Source organism: Prauserella endophytica, from assembly GCF_005146945.1.
GTDB classification, from domain to species: domain Bacteria; phylum Actinomycetota; class Actinomycetes; order Mycobacteriales; family Pseudonocardiaceae; genus Prauserella_A; species Prauserella_A endophytica.
Window position 1 is genome coordinate 787812 of sequence record NZ_SWMS01000001.1, and the last position, 18141, is coordinate 805952.

The following is an 18141-nucleotide window of genomic DNA, read 5'->3' on the forward strand; positions in this document are numbered from 1 at the left end:
CCTCAGCCCTTGCCGTACCAGGCGATGCCGGTGCCGTCGCCCGGATGCCAGTGGTTCTCGGGCCGCTCCTGGAAGTACAGGAACCGGCGGCCGGTCTTCTCGGCATGCTGGATCAGCACGTCGGTCTCGGCCGCGTTGTCGGTGACCAGCAGCGCGTTCTCCGCGAGCTTGTCCTCCATGAGCGTGAACTCGGCGCTCTCGTGCTCGGGGCTGTGCCAGCTGTCGTGGATGAAGAGGTCGACGGGCTCGGTCAGCGCCGGGATGGTCTCCAGCGAGTCGCCCCTGCGCACGTCGACCACCTCGCGGTAGGGGCTCTGGATCAGGTACCCGGCGTCGGGGTTGATGTCGAGTGCGCTGAGCCTGCCGGGGTGTCCGTCGGCGGCGTTGCGCAGCAGGGCCGATGCGATGAGGCACGAGCCGAGCCCCTTGTCGATGCCCGACTCCACCACGTGCTTCGGCCGGAGGGCGCGCACCAGCGCGTACCAGCCGATGCGGCGGCCGTAGCGCACCACCTCGTCGGCGAGGCCGCGCCGGTCGCTCGTGGCGACGCCGTGGGCGACCAGCGTGCGCAGCGCGTCGTCACCTTCCACCTCGTCGAGCCAGTTGCGGAAAGCACTGACGTCCAGCCCGGTCACGGCCGAGAGGAACCACGCGAGGTGCTCCCGGTTGCGGGGCGAGAGGTCGTAGGTGAAGTTGTGGTGTTCCCTGGAGGTGAAGAGCCAGCGCGCGGACTTCCCGACCACCTGCGCGTCGTGTTTGAGCACGCTCATCGCGCGGATGGGGAACGCCGCGACCGGGGCCAGTCTGCTGCGCGCGATCCTGCGGCTCAGGGCACTGGATTGGCTGAATGCACCTGTTCTCACTGTCGGTTTCCGTTCTTCGAGGCAACTGGTGCGAGCGTTGCTGGTCGTTCGGGTTTCCGGGGCGGGTGTTTCCGGTTTCAGGGCGTGATCGAATAAGTGCTTCCCTGGTCCTGGCCGAAGGTCTCGGGGCGATTGTCGTGGGTGAAACCCTCGGGCACGGCCGGCGCCGGCGAGGTCCATTCCTCCCAGCTCACCCGGCCACCGTTCGGTTTGCTTGGTTGGAAACCGGCGAACTGCCAGTCGCCGTGGTACTGGTTGTTCCGGAACACGTTTCCCTGTTCGAACGTGGCCCGCCACATCACCTCGTAGCCGGGGAATCCCGGAAAGGTCCCATACCCGGCGAACAGGCCGTTGAGACCGCAGTAGTCGCGCTTCGCGCAGCCCTCGCCGATCGCGTCCTTGTCGATGCGGAACACGTTGTTCTCCACCACGTTGTTCTCGGTGGACCACCGGCAGCGGTACTTGTCGCCGATGCTCTCCGGGATCACGTCCTCGACGTCGGTCTCGCACTGCGCGTCGTCGTAGAGATCCACCTTGATCGTGCAGAACGGGGGATGGGTGTGCGCGGTCGAGCCGCAGTAGCGGTCCGCGCTCTCCCAGAGCGTCACGCCGCCCCAGTTGTTCTCGAAGTTGTTGTGGCTGATGACGGTGGGCACGCTCTTCAGGCCGTAACCCCGAGGGCTGCCGTTCTCCGACACGTAGATCGCGCCGATCGGGAACGGGTCGGCCCGGCTCTGGAACTCCCGGCCCGTCACGATCGCGTTGCGCTTGATGTTGTTGTAGCGCACGCGGGCGTCATAGCCCGCCTCCAGGAAGATGGCGTTGCCGTCGTTGTTGGCGATGTAGTTGTGCTCGATCACGAACCCGCTGTTGTTGTTGTCGAGCCACAACCCGGTACCGCGATTGTCGTGTACCCAGTTGTTGGTGACCGTGACGTTGTCGTTGATCCAGAACTTGACGCCGCCGGTACAGCCGCAGCCCTCGACCTTGTTCTCCCAGTCGCCGGTGTTGTTGCCGGTGATCTCGTTGTGGTCGAGCACGAGGTTCTCGACCGGCTCGGCCTCGGTGCCGCAGCAGGCGTTGATGCCGTACTGGCCGTTGTCCTTGATGCAGTTGTAGCGATAGGTGTTGCCGGGTGCGCCCGCCATCAGCCCGGCGCCCTCGTTCTCGGTGATGGTGCTGTACTCGACGAGCCAGTTGGTGCCGTCGTTGTGGTTGACCACGCCCTCGTTCATGGGGGCGACGAAGTTGCGCACGGTCAGGTAGCGGATGGTCACGCGGTCGGCCTCGCCGGTGAAGGCGTAGCGGTTGATGCGCTTGCCGTCGAGGACCGCGCCGGGTGCGCCCACGAATGTGCTGCCGCTGCCGGGGATGATCTGGCCGAACTCGTCGGGCGAGAGCGTGTGCACGCCGGGGGCGAACCAGAACGTGGTGTTCTCCGCCTGCAGGTCGAGTTCCAGCGAGCTGTTGTCGCCGGCCGGGATCACGACGGCGCCCTGCGGCGGCTCGGCCGGGCCCTTGCCGAGGATCGCCTGGTTGCCGCACACGCGGGCGGGTGGTTCGGCAGGCCAGCCTGCTGCCGTGGGATTGAGGTCCGACCGCGCCTGCCCGCCGGGGCCGCCGCTGCCCGCACCGGGGTCCCGGCCGAGCGCGACGATCGTGCCGACGACGACGAGAACCAGCACGCCCAGCACGGCAAGCGTCTTACGTTGCCTCAGGACGGTGTCGATTCGCCGCATGGCCATGTGCTCCGTCTCCCTCTGCCCGGTGCGGGCAGTGTTCAGGCTCGGTCGTAACTGTGGAGGGTTCGCTGGTCACCGGACGAGGGCGTCAGCAACGCGGCCGCCACGACGAAGTGCAGCAGGTAGCCCGTCACGTCGCCGAGGCCGACCTGCGTGTACGACGCGATGAGGCCGTAGACCACCAGGAAAACGGCGCACGCGCGGGCGGGCGACGGCGGCCGGGTCGCCATGGCGAACAGGAGCCCGAGCAGCATCAGCACCACGATGCTGATGCCGACGATGCCCTGCTCGTGGTACACGGCGAGCCACGTGCTGTCGATCGGCAGTCCGCCGAAGGACTTGTCGGTGAGCCCGACGCCGAGTATCTGCTCGCGGACCGTCCGGTCCTCGGCGAGCAGCGCGTCCCACACGAACTGCCGCCCGGTGAGGTTGGAGAACGAGTCGTCGTCCTGCCCGCGCTGGAACCATGTCGTCAGCGCTGTGGAGAAGGCCACGGCGAGCACGGTCGCGCCCACGGTGATCGCCGCGATCGTCTTGCGGGCGCGGGCATTCGTCAGTGCCAGCGTCAGCCCGGCCACCGGAACGCCGGCGAGCAGGCCGACGGTCGCCGTGCGGGTGTGGGTGAGCAGGAGCAGGAACACGGCGGGCACGGCGATGAACAGCACGCTTCTGGCCGTGGTCGCGCGGGCCAGCCACAGCACGACTGTGAGCCCGGCGACCACGGCGGCGTAGTCGGCCACCTGGGTCGCGGTGATCGGCCACAGCACGCCGACGAGGCGGCCGTCGAAGTCGGCGGGCATCGCGGTGCCGGGGGAGAGCACGAGGCCCGCCGCCACCACCGCGAGCACCGCGGTCAGCGCGCGCACGTGGTGGCGTACGAACGCAAGGCCCCCGTCCCACCACCGCGTCAGCAGCCACAGCGTCGCGATGAAGACGGCGAGCCGGGCACAGCGGAACAGCGCGCCGAGACCGGAGTCGAGGAAGGAGCTGGAGACGAAGCTGACCACCGCGAGCAGGCTCAGCAACAACAAGAACGCGTTCGGACGGATGCGCAGTTTGCGATTGAGCAACAGGGCCAGCACGAAAGCGACACAGAGCGAGCCCATGGTGATCACCTGCAGCAGCCTGCGCGGGATCGGCACGATCGTGTCCACGCCGAGCGAGCCGAGCGTGTTGATCACCAGCAGGCCCCAGATCAGCCCGATCACCCAGGAAACGCCGCGCTGGCCCGGAAAATCCGGCTCAGCCAGTGGGCGTGCGGTGCTCGTGGAAGCTGTCACGGCCGGCCTTCTTCTCTGTGTTTGCCCGACCTAGGTGAAGTCGTGGCGCCGCACCGCTTGTTACAGCCCGGAAGGGTGGCCGCGTAACGGCTCGCCGCTCGCCGCCGACTGTGCCTGTGACACCTCGCAAGGGAATCTCCCTCGGTGCGGCGAAGGGATTGAGGGCTCGTGAGTTCTGTTCCGCGGCTGAGCATCGGCCTACCCATCTACAACGGCGAGCGTTACCTGGCCGAGTCCCTCGACGCGCTGCTGGGGCAGACCTACGAGGACTTCGAGCTGATCATTTCGGACAATGCCTCCACCGACGGCACGCAGGAGATCTGCCGCGAGTACGCCGCGCGGGACGGCCGGATCCGGTACCTCCGGCAGCGCACCAACATCGGCGCGTGCCCGAACCACAACGTCACCGTGCACGAGGCACGCGGCGAGCTGTTCAAGTGGGCCTCCCACGACGACCTCTACGGCAGGGACCTGCTGAAGGTGTGCGTCGACGCGCTCGACGAACGTCCCGACGTGGTGCTCGCCCATTCGTACAAGGCGCTCATCGACGAGCACGGCGCCGTGACGCGGCCCGTCGAGTACACGCTCACCACGGACTCGCCGAGCGCGCCCGAGCGGTTCCGGAGTGTCCTTTTCGGAGTCGGCGGGGACGACTTCTACGGCGTGATCCGCACCGACGTGCTGCGCAGGACCCCGCTCAACGGCAGCTACCACCACTCCGACCGCACGATCACCGCGGAACTCGCCCTGCTCGGCCGGTTCCACCAGGTGCCGGAGCTGCTGTTCTTCCGCCGCGACCACCCCGGCCGCGCCGAACGGGCGAAGCCGACCATCCGCGCCCGGTGCGCCAACATGGACCCGATCCGGGCCGACCGGCTGCGCCACCCCACCGTGCGGCTGCTCGGCGAGTACGTGTGGGGCTTCATCGACGCGATCCGCCGGACGCCGCTTTCGCAGGCCGACCGCTGGAAGTGCTACGGGCACCTCGCGCACTGGGCGGCGAGCCGCGTGCGCATCGGCAGCGGCGAGCGGGCCGAGGACGCCGCGCCCGTGGAGCTTGACGTGCCCATCCTGGTCGAGACGATCGTCGCGGGGCAACGGGAGCGCGCACACCGCCAGGCCGAGCCGCTGGGCTGAATCTCCTGAGTTCGCCATCGTCATACCCGCTCGGGAAAGGCGGGTGTGCCGATGGCCGCGCGGTAGCCCGCGATGAGCCCGGTGAGCCCCGCCCTGGGGTCGAAGTCACGCTCGTAGCGCCTGCGGGCCGCCGCGCCCAGCGCGCGGTTGCGCTCCGGTGAGTCGACGATGCGGCGCAGGCCCTCGGCGAGCGACTCGGCATCGCCCGGCCGGTGCAGCAGCCCGGTCACGCGGTCGTCGACCAGCTCCACGAACGCGCCGTGTCCCGCCGCGACCGACGGCACGCCCGCCGCCATGGCCTCCACGACCACGAGGCCGAAGCCCTCCAGCCACTGCGACGGCGCCACGAGCGCCGCCGCGCGAGCGGTCAGCTCGGCGCACTCCTCTCGGGTGCGCAGGCCCAGGTACCGCACGTCGGTGCGATCGCGGGCCCACGTGGCCACCTCGCCGTCGAGCGGCCCCGAGCCGGCCACCACGAGCGGCAGGCCCACGCCGCCGCGCGCCCTGAGCAGGTCCCACGCCGCCATGAGCAGGCGCACGCCCTTCTCCTCGGTCAACCGTCCGATGTAGAGCAGGTACTCGCCGTCGCCGTCGCGCCGACGGCGGGGCTCCGCCACGAAGTTGTACTTGACCGCGAGCCGTTCGGCGGGCATCCCGGCCTCCACGAGCACCCGCCGCAGCGCGCCGGAGATGCAGAAGAACCGGGTGACACCCGACCACCAGCGCCGCCGGTTGACCGCGAGGCTCAGCGCCAGCGGCGCCGTCGCGAGCGGCGAACCCCGGTAACAGCCGTGCCTGACGGCGGGCAGCGGCGTGCCGCCAACGCAGTCGGTGCAGATGCGGCCGTCGCGGTACAGCGTGCCGGGCGCGCACACCTGCTGGTAGTTGTGCAGGGTCGCGACCGACGGCACACCGGCGTCAGCGCACGCGGCCACCACCGACGGGCTGAGCAGCGGGAACGTGCTGTGTAGGTGCACCACGTCGGGCCGCACGTCCAGCAGTGTGCGCCTCAGCTCGGTTCGCGCGGCCGGATTCCACGGCACCAGCAACGGCACGGCGGCCTTGCGGGCGAGGGACATCCCGGCGATGTCGTCGCTGCGCCGCTCGAAGAGCACCACCTCGTGCCCGGCCGAGGACAGCAGCGCCGTCTCCTGGTCGACCACGCGGTCCTCGCCGCTCGGGTGCTCGGAGCGGTACCGGTTGTGCACCACGACGATCCTCATTCCCGGGCCCCTTCGAAACGCAGGGTCGTGGCGAGGCCGGTGGCGGGCTCGGCGGTGCCCGTGCCCAGCAGCGTCACGGCGGGCTCGCGCACCCCGAAGCCGGGCGAGTACCAGCCCAGTGGTGGGTCGGTCTCGCCCCGGTGCCAGGTCCAGCTCAGTTCGGGCGGCAACTCCAGCACCGCGGTGCGCTCGCCGTCCTCACCCGGCCAGCGCAGCCGCGCGGTGCTGCCGTCGAGGTCGGCCTCGACCGCGGGCCCCAGGTGGAACGCGAGCCGGCACGGGTGCCGCTCGGAGCCCAGCACCTCGTCGAGCACGCGCAGCTCGCCCGTGGCGTCGTCCAGCTCGACGGAACGCCGGTGCAGCGCGGGGCCGTTGGTGTGGGAGTAGCCCTCGTGCTCGGCACACCACCTGGCGACGCCCGTGCGGGGCGTGTGCACCACGAGCACCTGGCTCTCGGCGTGCCGCGTCCACAGGAACGGGCCGCCCGAGACCGACTGGTCGGCGCCGTCGAGCTCCAGAGTGTTGTGCGCGAGCGTGGAGCGGAAGTACCGCCGCCACTCCGGTTCGCCGTGATAGCAGTAGGTGCCCGGGTCGGCGAGGATGTCGACGCCGCCGTGCCGCACCTCCAGCGAGAGGGCGTCGGCGTGCGCGTGCGCCGCGATCGAGAGGAACCCGTGCGGGCCACCGTCGCAGCGGCACCAGATCTCCTCGTTCCCGGCACCGGCGCGCAGGATCGTGAGCCCGGCGTCGGCGAAGTGCGCCGGCCGCCCGGCGGGGCGGTCGCCGGTCAGCTCGGGCGGGGCCGCGAGCGAGCCCACGAGCGCGGTGAACACGTCGGCCTCGGCGACCTTCGGCCACCAGCCGAGCCGCCCGAACAGCACCTCGCCCGTGGTGAGCAGGGCGGCCCAGCGGTCGCGGCCCTCGCCGTCGAGCACGAGGCCGTAGCCGTCGTCGGCGTCGCCCTGCCTCGGTGGCCGCAGCCGGGTGTCCACAACGGCCGCGAGCGCGTCGGTCATCCGGCGCAGCGTCAGCCACGCCGACCGGGGCACGGCCATTCCGGCGCGGCTCGCCTCGGTGAGCCCGGCGAGCCCGAGTTCGAGCACGAGCCCGTGGTACTCGGTCGCCAGCTCGCGGTTGAGCCCCGAGCCGAACGTGTTGTGCCGCAGCTGCTCGTCGAGCGAGCGCAGCGCGTCGGAGCGCCAGCGCGGGGAGTCGGGGAACCAGCCGAACGCGCACGCGGCGGCGAGCTGACCCGCGTCCTCGGCGATCACGTGGTTGTTGGCCGACGAGCCCCGGCTGCGGAACGTCGCGAGCCAGCGCTGGTGCCAGTAGATCTGGTGCAGGGCGACGGGGTTGTGCTCGAACAGCTGCGCCGCGCCGGGCCAGCCGTCGAGCAGCCTGCGAACCCACACCCACGACAGCAGCCGGATGCCCAGTTCGATGCCGCTGACCCAGTGCACGCCGTACATCGGCGGGTTGGCCGCCCACCACGACTTGAGGTGGTCGGCGATCCGCTCGGCGTAGCGGTCCTCGCCGGTGACCGCGTAGGCGGCGGCGAGCACGGTGAGGTGCTGGTGCCGTGAGGGTTCCCAGATCTGCTTGACGTCGCCGATGGCCTCCTCGTCGCGGTACGGGACGTCGAAGGCGTAGACGTCGGCCGGTGCCCTGCGCCCGGTCTTGGGGTCGAACGACCAGTCCGGGGACACCAGGTCGTCGCGGGTGCGGCCGAAGTACTCGGCGTAGCCGTCCATGATCCGATCGGCGCTCGCGACGAGCCGCTGCCGCGCGGCGGGTGGGACGGAGGCGAGCGCCGCGCCCGGCACCGTGGCGGCGAACCGGCGCTGCTCGTGCCACACCGTCGTGACGGGCGCGGTCAGCACCCGCCGCCACCGGCGCCTGCGCACGGCGTCGCCGACGCGGCCCGCCACCTCGGCGGGCCCCATGCGCGAGAGCCGTCGCAGGTACCACCCCGCGCTGGTCATCAGCGCGACTCGATCCGCACGGGCGCTCCGGTCGCGAGGCTCGTGTGCACGGCCAGGGTCGCGAGCGTGGTGGAGACGAGCGACGACAGCGGCACCGGCATCGGCCCGCCGGAGCGCACGGCCTCGACGAACGCGCCCAGCTCCGCGGCCTGCCCCTTGTCCCTGCCCTGCGGCAGCTTCGGGCTCACCGAGCGTTTGCGGCCGTAGAGCGAAGCGCGCTGGAAGTCGTCGAAGCGGAGCACCTTGCCGTCGGCGGTGACGTCGATGGTCTCCTTCGGGAAGGTCGACGCGCCGGAGGTGGTGTACCCGATCGACGCGGTGGAGCCGTCGTCGTAGCGGAGCAGGATCTGCAGGTCCGCCTGGCCCGGCGTCGCGCACGCGTACACCGAGACCGGATCGGCGCCGAGCAGCCAGCTCACCGTGTCGATGAAGTGCCCGCCCTCGCCCGCGAAGCGCGAGCCCTCGGTGTCCTGCTGGTTGTACCAGCTGCCGTGTTCCAGCCGGCCCGCGTTGACGAGGTAGCGCACCGAGGCCGGGCCCACGCGCGTGCCGAAACGGTTGCGGGCCTGGTTCAGCAGCGGCGCGAAGCGGCGGTTGAAGCCCACCTGAAGGCGGTCGTTGCCGGACTCCTCTACGGCGGCGAGCACCTTCTCCAGCTCGGTCTCGCTCAGCGCGAGCGGCTTCTCCACGAACACGGCCTTGCCCGCCAGGAGCGCCTGCCGGGTCAGCTCCGCGTGCGAGCTGTGCCGGGTCACGACGAAGACGGCGTCCACGGCACCGTCGGTCAGCAGCGCGGCGGTGTCGGTGGACGCCTCAGCGAAGCCGAACTTGCGCTGGGCGTTGGCGCCCGAGAGAGCCGAGGTGGTGACCACCCGGTGCAGCTCCACGTCCTCGCGCTCGGCCAGGTGCGGCAGCAGCATCGACGACGCGTAGTTGCCCGCGCCGACGAAACCGACTCGGATGCGGTTCTTCGGTGCCACGCGAGCGGGCGCGGGGCGCGGAACCGTGGCCGACGTGACCGTTTCCGAGGGGGCCGGGGCAGCGCCGGGGTAGCGGAACAGCACGGCGACAGCCTTCAGCTCGCCTTCGGACAGCTGCCGGTAGGTCTCCACGGCGTCGCCGAAGTCGGCGACGTGCGACACGAGGGGCTCCACGTCGAGCCGTCCACGCGCGAGCAGGTCGATGAAGCACTCCAGGTTGCGGCGCTCGGTCCAGCGCACGTAGCCGATGGGGTAGTCGCGCCCCTCCAGCTCGTACTCCGGGTCGTAGCGACCGGGCCCGTACGAGCGGGAGAACCGGACGTCCAGCTCCTTCTCGTAGTAGGCGTTCCATGGCAGGTTCAGGCTGCACTTGCCGATGTCGACCACGGTGGCGCGGTCGCGCGCGAGTTTCGCGGCCAGCTCGACCGGCTCGTTGCTGCCTCCGCCCGCCGCGAGGTAGACCTGGTCGACGCCGTGGCCGCCGGTCAGTTCACCGACCGCGGTGTCCACGAGCCCAGAGCCGGGGTCCGCGCACACGAGCGCCCCGAGCCGCTCGGCCAGCCGGCAGCGCGCGGCCGCCGGGTCGACGCCCACCACCCGCACGCCCGAGGCGACCAGCAGCTGCACCACCAGCTGGCCGATGAGCCCGAGCCCGATCACCAGCGCGACGTCACCGAGTCGCGGTTCGCCTCGGCGCACGCCCTGCAGCGCGATCGAGCCGACCGTGCCGAACGCGGCGTGCCGGGGGTCGACGTTCTCGGGCACGCGGCTGTAGAGGTTCTTCGGTACCCAGTTCAGCTCGGAGTGCAGCGCGTGCTCGTTGCCCGCGCAGGCGACGAGGTCGCCCACCGCGACGTCGTTCACCCCGGCGCCGACCTCCTCCACCACACCGCACAGCGAGTAGCCGAGCGGGGTGTAGGAGTCGAGCTTGCTCGTCACCTTGCGGTAGGTGGCCGAAACACCGTTCGTGGCGACGCTCTGCATCACCTTTGCGACCTGGTCGGGCCGAGCTTTCGCCTTGCCGAGCAACGACATTCCGGCCTCGGATACCTTCATCAGCTCGGTGCCGGTGGAGATCAGCGAGTACACCGTTCGCACGAGGACGCCACCCGGTTTGCACGCGGGTGCGGGCACGTCGAGCAGTGTCAGCTCTCCGCTCTTGTAGTTCTGCACGACCTGCTTCACGAAGACGCCCCTTCTGTGGCACCGCGATACCAGTACTCGAGAGTCAAGATGTGCCAGAGGTGCTTCGAGCGGTCCTGCTGGCCGGAGGCGTCCTCGGCGACGAGCCGTCGCAGTGCCTCGCGCCGCAGCAGCCCCGACTTCACGAGCACGCCCTCGTCGACGACCTCGCGCACCAGCGGCGCGAGGTCACGGCTCATCCACGCCCGCAGCGGTGCGCTGAACAGGCCCTTCGGCCGGTGCACGATCTCGCTGGGCAGGATCGACGACGCGGCGTCCTTCAGCGCGACCTTGCCCTGCCTGCCGACGATCTTGCGGTTGCCGGGCAGGCTGAACGCGGCCCGCACCACATCGACGTCCACGAACGGCACCCGCACCTCGGTGGAGGCGGCCATGCTGGAACGGTCGGTGTAGGCGAGGTTCAGTCCCGGCAGGAAGAGCCGCGAGTCCGCGAGGCACATGCGGTTGACGAAGTCGGTGAGCGCCGTGTCGTGGTAGGTGTCGGCGTGCTCGGTGAGCACGTCGTCGACGGCGGACGCGAGGTCGGGGTTCACCAGGCCCAGCAGCTCGGTGCGGTCGTACATCGTGTAGCTGCGCCGGAACGCCGTCTCCTCCGGCAGCTCCGCGAACGACAGGAACCGCTTGGCGAAGCGCACCGAGCGCAGGCCCCGCTTCGCGGTCGCCACCGGCAGACGATCCACAATGGACTGCACGGGCGCGCGTACCGCGTGTGGCACCCGCTGGTAGCGCAGGGCCAGCACGTTCGCCAGGTGCTTGCGGTAGCCGGCGAACAGCTCGTCGGCGCCCATGCCGGAGAGCATCACCTTCACCCCGGCGTCGCGCGCCGCCGTGCAGATGAGGAACGTGTTGATGGCCGCGGGGTCGCCGATCGGCTCGTCGAGGTGGTAGGTCATGCGCGGCAACAGGTCCAGCACCTGCGGCGCGATCTCGATCTCGTGCAGGTTCACGCCGAAGCGCGCGGCCACCTGCCGCGCGTAGCGCAGATCGTCCGGCATGGCCTCGAACTTGGCGTCCTCGGCGCGGAAACCGATGGTGTAGGCGGAGATCCCCGGCTGCTCCCGAGCGGCCAGCGCGGTCAGGTAGCTGGAGTCGAGGCCGCCGGAGAGGAACGTCGCCACCGGGACGTCGGAGAGCAGGTGCTTGCGGGTGGATTCGGCCACCACTTCGGCGAGGTCGGCCTCCGGCCCCTGCGCGGCCTGCTCGGCGACATCGCGAATGGAGTAGTAGCGCCCGCGCCGCACGCTGCCGTCCGGCAGGCACCGCAACCATGTGCCCGGCGGCAGCTTCTCCGCCTCGCGGTAGGCGCAGCGCCCATCGGGGACCCAGTAGTAGAGCAGCGAGGCCACGAGCGCGGTCTCGTCGACCCGCAACGAGCCCCCGAGCTCCGTCGCGAGTGCCTTCAGCTCGGACGAGAACACCACGCCCCGGCCGCGGCGCAGCAGGAACAGCGGCTTGATGCCGAGCTGGTCGCGCACGAGCGTCAGCTCACCGGTGCGCTCCTCGAAGACACCGAACGCGAACATCCCGCGCAGCCGGGGCAGGCAGTCGGCGCCCCAGCGCCGCCACGCCTGGAGCACCACCTCGGTGTCGGACGTGCCGCGGAAGCGCACGCCCGCGTTCTCCAGCTCCGCCCGCAGCTCGGGCGCGTTGTACAACTCGCCGTTGTAGGTCAGCGCGAAGCCGTCGAGCACCATGGGCTGCGCGCCGGTCTCCGAGAGGTCGAGGATCGAGAGCCTGCGGTGCCCGAGGTGCACCTCGCCGTCCGCGACCGCCCTCGCGTACCGGCCCGAGCCGTCGGGCCCCCGGTGGGCGAGCCGCTTGGTGAGCCGGTCGGTCAGTGGGCCGCCGTCCGGCCACAGGTACGTCCCCGCGATACCGCACATCAGGACACCTCCGCGTCCTTCGGCCGCACGGGGGCGAACCGCTTGGTGGGCAGGTCGTCGACGTGCGACAGCCCGTTCTCGGGCTGGACCGGGCCGAACACCTCGGTCTCCTGCCCGGTGGCCCTGGCGGGTATCGCGCGCTCCGCGCGGGCGGCGGGCAGCTCGCGCCCGGCCCGGCCGCGCAGCGCGGTGTGCAGGCCGTCCCACAGCGTCCCGTCGGAGCGGTCCTTCGGGTCCGGCCCGACGAGCACGACGCCGATGATCGGGATCCGCGCGTCGGCCAGCTGCCTGGCCACGGTGTGCAGCCACAGGCTCGTGGCGTGCCCGGCCTTGACCACGAGCACGGTCTCGGTGCCGAGCCGCGCGAGGTCGGTCCACGCGGTGCCCGGCGACACGGAGCCGACGCCGACGTGCAGCTCCTCCGGCCAGACCGGCAGCGGTAGGTCGGCGGCGTCGACGATCCGGTACGGGTGTGGGCCGTCGCCCGCGAGGTCGCCGAGCCTGCCGCCGGGCAGGTCGTCGATCAGCACGACCTTGCCGTCGGCGGCCAGATCCATCGCCAGGTCCAACGCCAGCGCCGCCGCGGTCTCGGGGCAGCCCAGCTCCAGCACCGACACCGGTTCGGAGTCCTCGCGCACGAGCCGCGCGAGCGTCCCGGCTACCCGCTTGCGGTCCTGGACGGTGCGCGAGTGCCGCCACAGCTTCGCGGGTCCCCGGTGGGGTGGCGGCAGCTCCGCGATCACCGACGCGCCGAGGTCCTCCGCGACCTCCCTGCGCAGCACCGGCCGCTCGCGCACGACGCTCAGCACGGCGGTGAGCCCGAGCCCCGCGGCGAGCCCGAACGCGAGGCCGATGAGGGCGTTCATGCCGACGGCGGCGACCAGTGACGCGGTGACCGGCCTCGGCGCGTCCACGATCTGCGTGCCGGCCAGTACGCCGGGCGCGCCGATCCTGGCCTGCTCCGCCTCCTCGTTGAGCTGGGAGATCTGCGACTCCAGCTCGGCGCGCCGGGCGTAGAGGGTCTCCAGGTGCGCGGCGGCGCTCGCGTCACCGCTGGCGGTCAGCTCCGCGACCGTGCCGTTCACCTGGTCGAGGTCGCCCTGCGCCCGGTCACGCTGGTCGATCAGGGCCTGCGCCTCGGCGTCGGCCGCCGTCCGCACCCGCTCCCGGTAGTCGGCGATGAACGTGTCCGCGAGCGCCTGCGCCCGCCTCATCGCCTCGTCTTCGCTGGCTGCCTGGACGCTGATCTCCATGATGTTGTTGGTGACCGGCGTGCCCTGGTAGGTCTTCAGGAACGCTTCGGGCGACTCGTTCGCGCCGAGCCTGCGCAGGGTCTCCTCGGCGACCCGGGTGGTCTCCAGCAGCGCCACGTCGGTCGCGACGAGCGTGCCGCTGTCGGTCGGGGTGTCCGCCTCGTGCACCACCAGCAGCCGCGTCGCCGCTGACGGCGGCGGGGGCATGAGCACCGCCAGCGCGGCGCCGAGCACGAAGCCGAGCAGCCCCAGCGAGAGCCAGAAGCGCCTGCGCCTGCGAACGGTCATCCCGAGCCGCTGCAGATCGAGCAGTGGCTGGGCTGTCTGGGTGTTCTCCGTCGCCGTCACACTGACCCCGCCATCGCATCATCGGTAGTGGGCTCGGGCGTCTGTCGCTCGCGTTGCGCCCGCGTGCGGTAGGTGACCACCGCGCCGATCACCCGGTGTCCCGCGTCGGCACACGCCTCAGCGATGCCGACCAGCTCCCAGCCCGTGCGGCTGCCTGCCGTGAGCACCACGAGCACGCCGTCCGCCTCGGTGCGGTCCGGCACGGTCGGCCTGCCCGCGGACACGTCGATGACCCGCAGCGTCGTCCTGTGCCCGCCCGGCCGGGTCTCGGCCGCGGCGGCGAGTCCGGCTGCCGCCGCCTGCGCCGGGCCGTCGTCGTCGGCGGCGAGCACCAGCAGGCGCCCCGTCCGTCCCCCCTCGGGCAGCTTCGCGAGGATGCGCCGCAGCCGCAGGCTCCTGCTCTCCTCGTCACCGGTGAGCAGCAGCGGGGCCAGGTCGAGTGGCTGGTCGTCCCACATGAGCCTGCGCAGCCGCGCCCACCCGCTCGCCTCCGGCCGCTGGACCGACCTGCCGTCGCCGGGCACGTCGGCGATGCCGAGCACCGGTGAGCCGAGCGCGGCCGCGATGTCGGACTCGCGGCGCAGCCGCCGGTCGGTGCGGATCGCCAGCAGCTGGCCGAACACCCCGAGGAGCAGGAAGGCGAGCACGCCACCGCCGACGAAGTGGAGCATCGTCGGGCTCGCCGGGCTGGACGGCATGGGCGCGGGACCCATGATCACCATGTTCGAGCGGCTCGAGGTCGCCTCGGTCTCGTTGAGCGTGGTGATGGCCTGGGCCAGGGAGCTGCGCAGCGCCTCGAGGTCGGTGCGCATCTGGACGTCCTCGACGGTCAGGTTCGGCGCGGCCGCGTGCAGCTCGGTGATGCGGCGGTTGGTCTCGGCGACCTGCCGGCGAAGCGTCTCCTGCTGCTGGCGCACCAGCCTGCTGGCCGCGTCGCTCGAATTGTTGGCGAGCTGGCCCGAGTAGCGCACGAACTCCTCGGCCACGGTGTCCGCGATGCGCTGTGCCCGTGCGGGATCGTCGGCGCTGCCGGTGATCTGGATGACGCCGCCGTCCACGACCTCCGCCGTCACCGAGTCCCGCAGCTCGCTGCCCCCGCCGGGGCTGCCGAGCGCGAGCGCGGCGCGGTCGAGCACCGCCGAGCTCATCGCCACCTGCTCCTGCGTCAGCAGCTCGTTCTCCTCGCGCGGGCCCTGCAACAGCACGCTCGTGGTCGTCTCGTATCCCGGGGAGAAGACCACCGAGGCGCCGGCACCGACGAGCCCACCGAGCACGGCGAGGACGACGAGCGGCCGCCACCGCCTGCGGAGGACCTCCCAGACCATGGACAACCGAACCGGTTCATCACTCAACGCCGGAGCCTCCCCTCTCGTTTATCGAGTGCCGTATCGGACTGGTATTCACCCACCAGGTCGCGGTTTTTAGGCCATTGGTTACAACCACGGCGCAGTCTTGTTCAAAACGCGACCTGGAAAACCGTTCGGTAATGAGTTATTTGCTTGCGGCGGCATACGCGGCGAGCAGCGCCTTGGCCGAGTTCCGCCACGAGAGCGGCCCGTTGACCCGCTCGTGCCCCAGCGCGCCCATGCGGGCCCGCTCCTCGGGATCGTCGAGCAGCCGCGCGGTGAGCTTGGCGAACTCGCGGACGTCGTTGGCCGGCGCGTAGACGGCGGCGTCGCCCGCCGAGACCCGCGCCTCCTTGAGATCGAACGAGACGATCGGGCGGCTCATCGCCATGTACTCCATGATCTTGTTCATGGTGGACACGTCGTTGAGCGGGTTCAGCGGGTCCGGCGAGAGGCACACGTCGGCCGTGGAGAGATAACGAACCAGGTCGGTATCCGGAATACGACCGGTGAACTCCACGTGGTCGGCCAGCCCGAGCTCGCGCGAGAGGGTCACCATCGCGTCGAACGTGTCGCCCGAGCCGATGAACGCCGCATGCCAGTCGGTGCGGCCGAGGTCGTCGCGCAGCGAGGCCAGCGCGCGCAGCGCGTAGTCCACGCCGTCCTGCGGGCCCATCACGCCGAGGTAGCACAGCAGATGTGGCTTGCCGTGCTTGAGCTCCGGCTCGGGCGGCACCTGGTGGAACCGCTCGATCGCCGGCGCGCTGCGCACCACGAACACGTCCTCGGGAGACTTGCCGCCCCTGGTCAGCGCCACCGCGCGGTAGCTCTCGTTGGTGGCGATCACGACGTCCGCCGCGCGGTAGGTCGCCCGCTCCAGCGCGCACACGCCCCGGTAGAGCAGGTCCTTCCCCCGGTCGAAGCGGGAGAGATACAGCTCGGGCACCAGGTCGTGCTGGTCGAACACGAACCGCGCGCCGCGCCGCTTCAGCATGCGGGCCACGAGGAACAGCAGGTCGGGCGGGTTGCAGGCGTGCACCACGTCGACGCGGCCGACGCGCCGCGCGATCCGCAACGTGTGCCACAGCGCGGATCCATACTCCTGGACGTACCCGGCCGGCCCGCCCGTCGCGGCGCGCAGCGGGTAGCGGTGGATGCGCACACCATCGATGATCGTTTCGCGCTCGGTGTCCCGTTTCGTCCCCTGTGGACAGATGACGTGGACCTCCCAGCCCGCGTCGCGCAGCGTCGTGCACTCCTGCCACACGCGCCGGTCGAACGGGACGGAGAGGTTCTCGACGAGGACCAGAGCTTTCTTACCAGGCAAGGCCAACATACCCCTCTTCGGTCCTGCGCACGTCGGCGTCGGGAAGGCGGACGAGGTCGATGAGCACGCGCTCGCCGCCGTGCGGCAGTGCTGCCAGCACCGACGAGTCCGTGCTGCCGATCAGGCACACCTCGGCGTGCTCGAGCACTTCCTCGACCGATCCGGCGAGTAGTTGACCGAGGTGCGGCAGCCGGCTCTCGATGTACTCCCGGTTGGCGCCGAGAAGTCGCGAGAGGCTCACGTTGGCGTCGTAGATCCTGAGGTCGTAGCCCTTGCCGAGCAGCCGTTCCGCCAGCTCCACGAGCGGGCTCTCGCGCAGGTCGTCGGTGCCGGGCTTGAACGAGAGCCCGAACAGTCCAACCCGCCGCTTCCCGGTGCGCACCACGAGGTCGACGGCGCGCCGCAGGTGCTCCTCGTTGGAGGGCAGCACGTGCGACAGGATCGGCACGGACACGTCGGCCCTGTGCGCGGCGTGGACGAGGCCACGCAGGTCCTTCGGCAGGCACGAGCCGCCGAAAGCGAAGCCGGGCCGCAGGTAGGCGGGACTGACGTTGAGTTTGCGGTCGGCGAGGAACACGTCCATCACGCGGTGGGAGTCGAGTCCGAGTGCCCGGCAGATCGCGCCCAGCTCGTTGGCGAAGCCGATCTTGAGGCCGTGAAAGGCATTGTCGGCGTACTTCGTCATCTCGGCAACGGGCACCGGGACGCGGAACACCTCGCCGGGCAGGCCCTCGTACAGCGCGGCCACGGCGTCGCCGCTGGCGGTGTCGAACTCGCCGATCACCGTCTTCGGCGGGTCGAAGAAGTCCTTGACACTGCTGCCTTCGCGCAGGAACTCGGGGTTCACGGCCACGCCGAAGCCGACCCCGGCCGTGCGGCCCGATGCCTTCTCCAGGATCGGCACCAGCAGTTCGAGGCACGTGCCGGGCAGCATCGTGCTGCGGAAGACCACGGTGTGCCGGTGGTCCACCTCGGCCAGCGCCATGCCGATCTCCTCGGTCACGCGCTCGAGGTATGCCGTGGAAAGGCTGCCGTTGGGGGCTGACGGCGTGCCGACGCACACCAGGGAGATCTCGCTGTTCGCGATCGCGTCGGCGACATCCGTGGTGGCTCGTAACGCGCCCGAGGCCACGACCTGCGCGGTCAGCTCACCGATGCGTTCCTCCACGACGGGCGCCTTGCCTGCGCGCACCAAGTCGATCTTGATCGGGTTGACGTCGACGCCGATGACCTGGTTACCGCGGTCGGCAAGGCACGCGGCGGACACACAGCCCACGTAGCCGAGCCCGAAGACACTGATCTTCATGTGGCTCTCCTCCCGCCACCGCCTGCCCGGGCGGCCGCGACTCTCCTGCTGATTCGCTGGGCGAGTGGAGGTCGTTACGCGATTTATCGAGTGGTGATGTCGAAAAGATCCGGTGAAAAAGAATCGAGCGAATGCGCTTGTCGGTGAACAACGCACTCGCCCGGAAAATGGTGGCCGATCCGAAGTGGACCAACCGTTCCCACAATTCAGCCACCAGCCGCAGTGAAGGCCACCATGCCTGCGCCCAACGCAGTGAAGGCCACCATGC

General features: G+C 70.8%; 12 protein-coding genes. 1 reads left to right on the forward strand and 11 read right to left on the reverse strand.

Annotation, left to right across the window (positions count from 1 at the left end):
* Window positions 1-2 precede the first annotated feature (2 nt).
* From FCN18_RS03980 to FCN18_RS03990, 3 genes are all read right to left on the reverse strand, one after another.
* Window positions 3-863, reverse strand: a complete 861-nt coding sequence (locus tag FCN18_RS03980; RefSeq protein WP_206077793.1) for a class I SAM-dependent methyltransferase — start codon at window positions 861-863, stop codon at window positions 3-5.
* Window positions 864-940: 77 nt separating this feature from the next.
* Window positions 941-2608 carry a right-handed parallel beta-helix repeat-containing protein gene (locus FCN18_RS03985; protein WP_137093274.1) on the reverse strand — a complete coding sequence of 556 codons (1668 nt, stop codon included), beginning with the start codon at window positions 2606-2608 and terminating at the stop codon, window positions 941-943.
* Window positions 2609-2643: 35 nt separating this feature from the next.
* Window positions 2644-3885 carry an O-antigen ligase family protein gene (locus FCN18_RS03990; RefSeq protein ID WP_137093276.1) on the reverse strand — a complete coding sequence of 414 codons (1242 nt, stop codon included), beginning with the start codon at window positions 3883-3885 and terminating at the stop codon, window positions 2644-2646.
* 168 nt (window positions 3886-4053) lie between these two features.
* Here FCN18_RS03990 and FCN18_RS03995 point away from each other — a divergent pair, with 168 nt between their 5' ends.
* On the forward strand, window positions 4054-5022 hold the full coding sequence (locus FCN18_RS03995) for a glycosyltransferase family 2 protein (protein ID WP_112276676.1): 969 nt from the start codon (window positions 4054-4056) through the stop codon (window positions 5020-5022).
* A 20-nt stretch (window positions 5023-5042) separates the two neighbouring features.
* Here the strand turns inward: FCN18_RS03995 and FCN18_RS04000 are convergent, their stop codons facing one another.
* The 8 genes from FCN18_RS04000 to FCN18_RS04035 all read right to left on the reverse strand — a co-directional run bounded on the left by FCN18_RS04000 (window position 5043) and on the right by FCN18_RS04035 (window position 17873).
* Window positions 5043-6245 (reverse strand): glycosyltransferase, encoded by a 1203-nt coding sequence (locus FCN18_RS04000; RefSeq protein ID WP_137093278.1) that lies wholly within the window; start codon window positions 6243-6245, stop codon window positions 5043-5045.
* Window positions 6242-8227 (reverse strand): heparinase II/III family protein, encoded by a 1986-nt coding sequence (locus FCN18_RS04005; RefSeq protein WP_137093281.1) that lies wholly within the window; start codon window positions 8225-8227, stop codon window positions 6242-6244. Before FCN18_RS04005 ends, FCN18_RS04000 begins: the two co-directional genes overlap by 4 nt.
* On the reverse strand, window positions 8227-10392 hold the full coding sequence (locus tag FCN18_RS04010; protein WP_137093283.1) for a bi-domain-containing oxidoreductase: 2166 nt from the start codon (window positions 10390-10392) through the stop codon (window positions 8227-8229). Before FCN18_RS04010 ends, FCN18_RS04005 begins: the two co-directional genes overlap by 1 nt.
* Window positions 10389-12293 (reverse strand): asparagine synthase (glutamine-hydrolyzing), encoded by a 1905-nt coding sequence (gene asnB / locus FCN18_RS04015; RefSeq protein WP_137093285.1) that lies wholly within the window; start codon window positions 12291-12293, stop codon window positions 10389-10391. Before asnB ends, FCN18_RS04010 begins: the two co-directional genes overlap by 4 nt.
* Window positions 12293-13894, reverse strand: a complete 1602-nt coding sequence (locus FCN18_RS40485; protein WP_112276687.1) for a Wzz/FepE/Etk N-terminal domain-containing protein — start codon at window positions 13892-13894, stop codon at window positions 12293-12295. Before FCN18_RS40485 ends, asnB begins: the two co-directional genes overlap by 1 nt.
* Window positions 13891-15246 (reverse strand): YveK family protein, encoded by a 1356-nt coding sequence (locus FCN18_RS04025; protein ID WP_137093287.1) that lies wholly within the window; start codon window positions 15244-15246, stop codon window positions 13891-13893. Before FCN18_RS04025 ends, FCN18_RS40485 begins: the two co-directional genes overlap by 4 nt.
* Window positions 15247-15385: 139 nt before the next feature.
* Complete coding sequence (locus tag FCN18_RS04030; RefSeq protein ID WP_137093289.1) at window positions 15386-16576, reverse strand: glycosyltransferase family 4 protein; 1191 nt, start codon at window positions 16574-16576, stop codon at window positions 15386-15388.
* Window positions 16557-17873 carry a nucleotide sugar dehydrogenase gene (locus FCN18_RS04035; protein ID WP_112276693.1) on the reverse strand — a complete coding sequence of 439 codons (1317 nt, stop codon included), beginning with the start codon at window positions 17871-17873 and terminating at the stop codon, window positions 16557-16559. The genes FCN18_RS04030 and FCN18_RS04035 overlap by 20 nt, the downstream gene beginning before the upstream one ends.
* Window positions 17874-18141 lie beyond the last annotated feature (268 nt).

Excerpts from the sequence above, each read along its gene's own strand:
- FCN18_RS03985 (WP_137093274.1), bottom strand. The coding sequence starts at position 2,608 with ATGGCCATGCGGCGAATCGACACCGTCCTGAGGCAACGTAAGACGCTT.
- FCN18_RS04000 (WP_137093278.1), bottom strand. The coding sequence starts at position 6,245 with ATGAGGATCGTCGTGGTGCACAACCGGTACCGCTCCGAGCACCCGAGC.
- FCN18_RS04005 (WP_137093281.1), bottom strand. The coding sequence starts at position 8,227 with ATGACCAGCGCGGGGTGGTACCTGCGACGGCTCTCGCGCATGGGGCCC.
- asnB (WP_137093285.1), bottom strand. The coding sequence starts at position 12,293 with ATGTGCGGTATCGCGGGGACGTACCTGTGGCCGGACGGCGGCCCACTG.
- FCN18_RS04030 (WP_137093289.1), bottom strand. The coding sequence starts at position 16,576 with ATGTTGGCCTTGCCTGGTAAGAAAGCTCTGGTCCTCGTCGAGAACCTC.
- FCN18_RS04035 (WP_112276693.1), bottom strand. The coding sequence starts at position 17,873 with ATGAAGATCAGTGTCTTCGGGCTCGGCTACGTGGGCTGTGTGTCCGCC.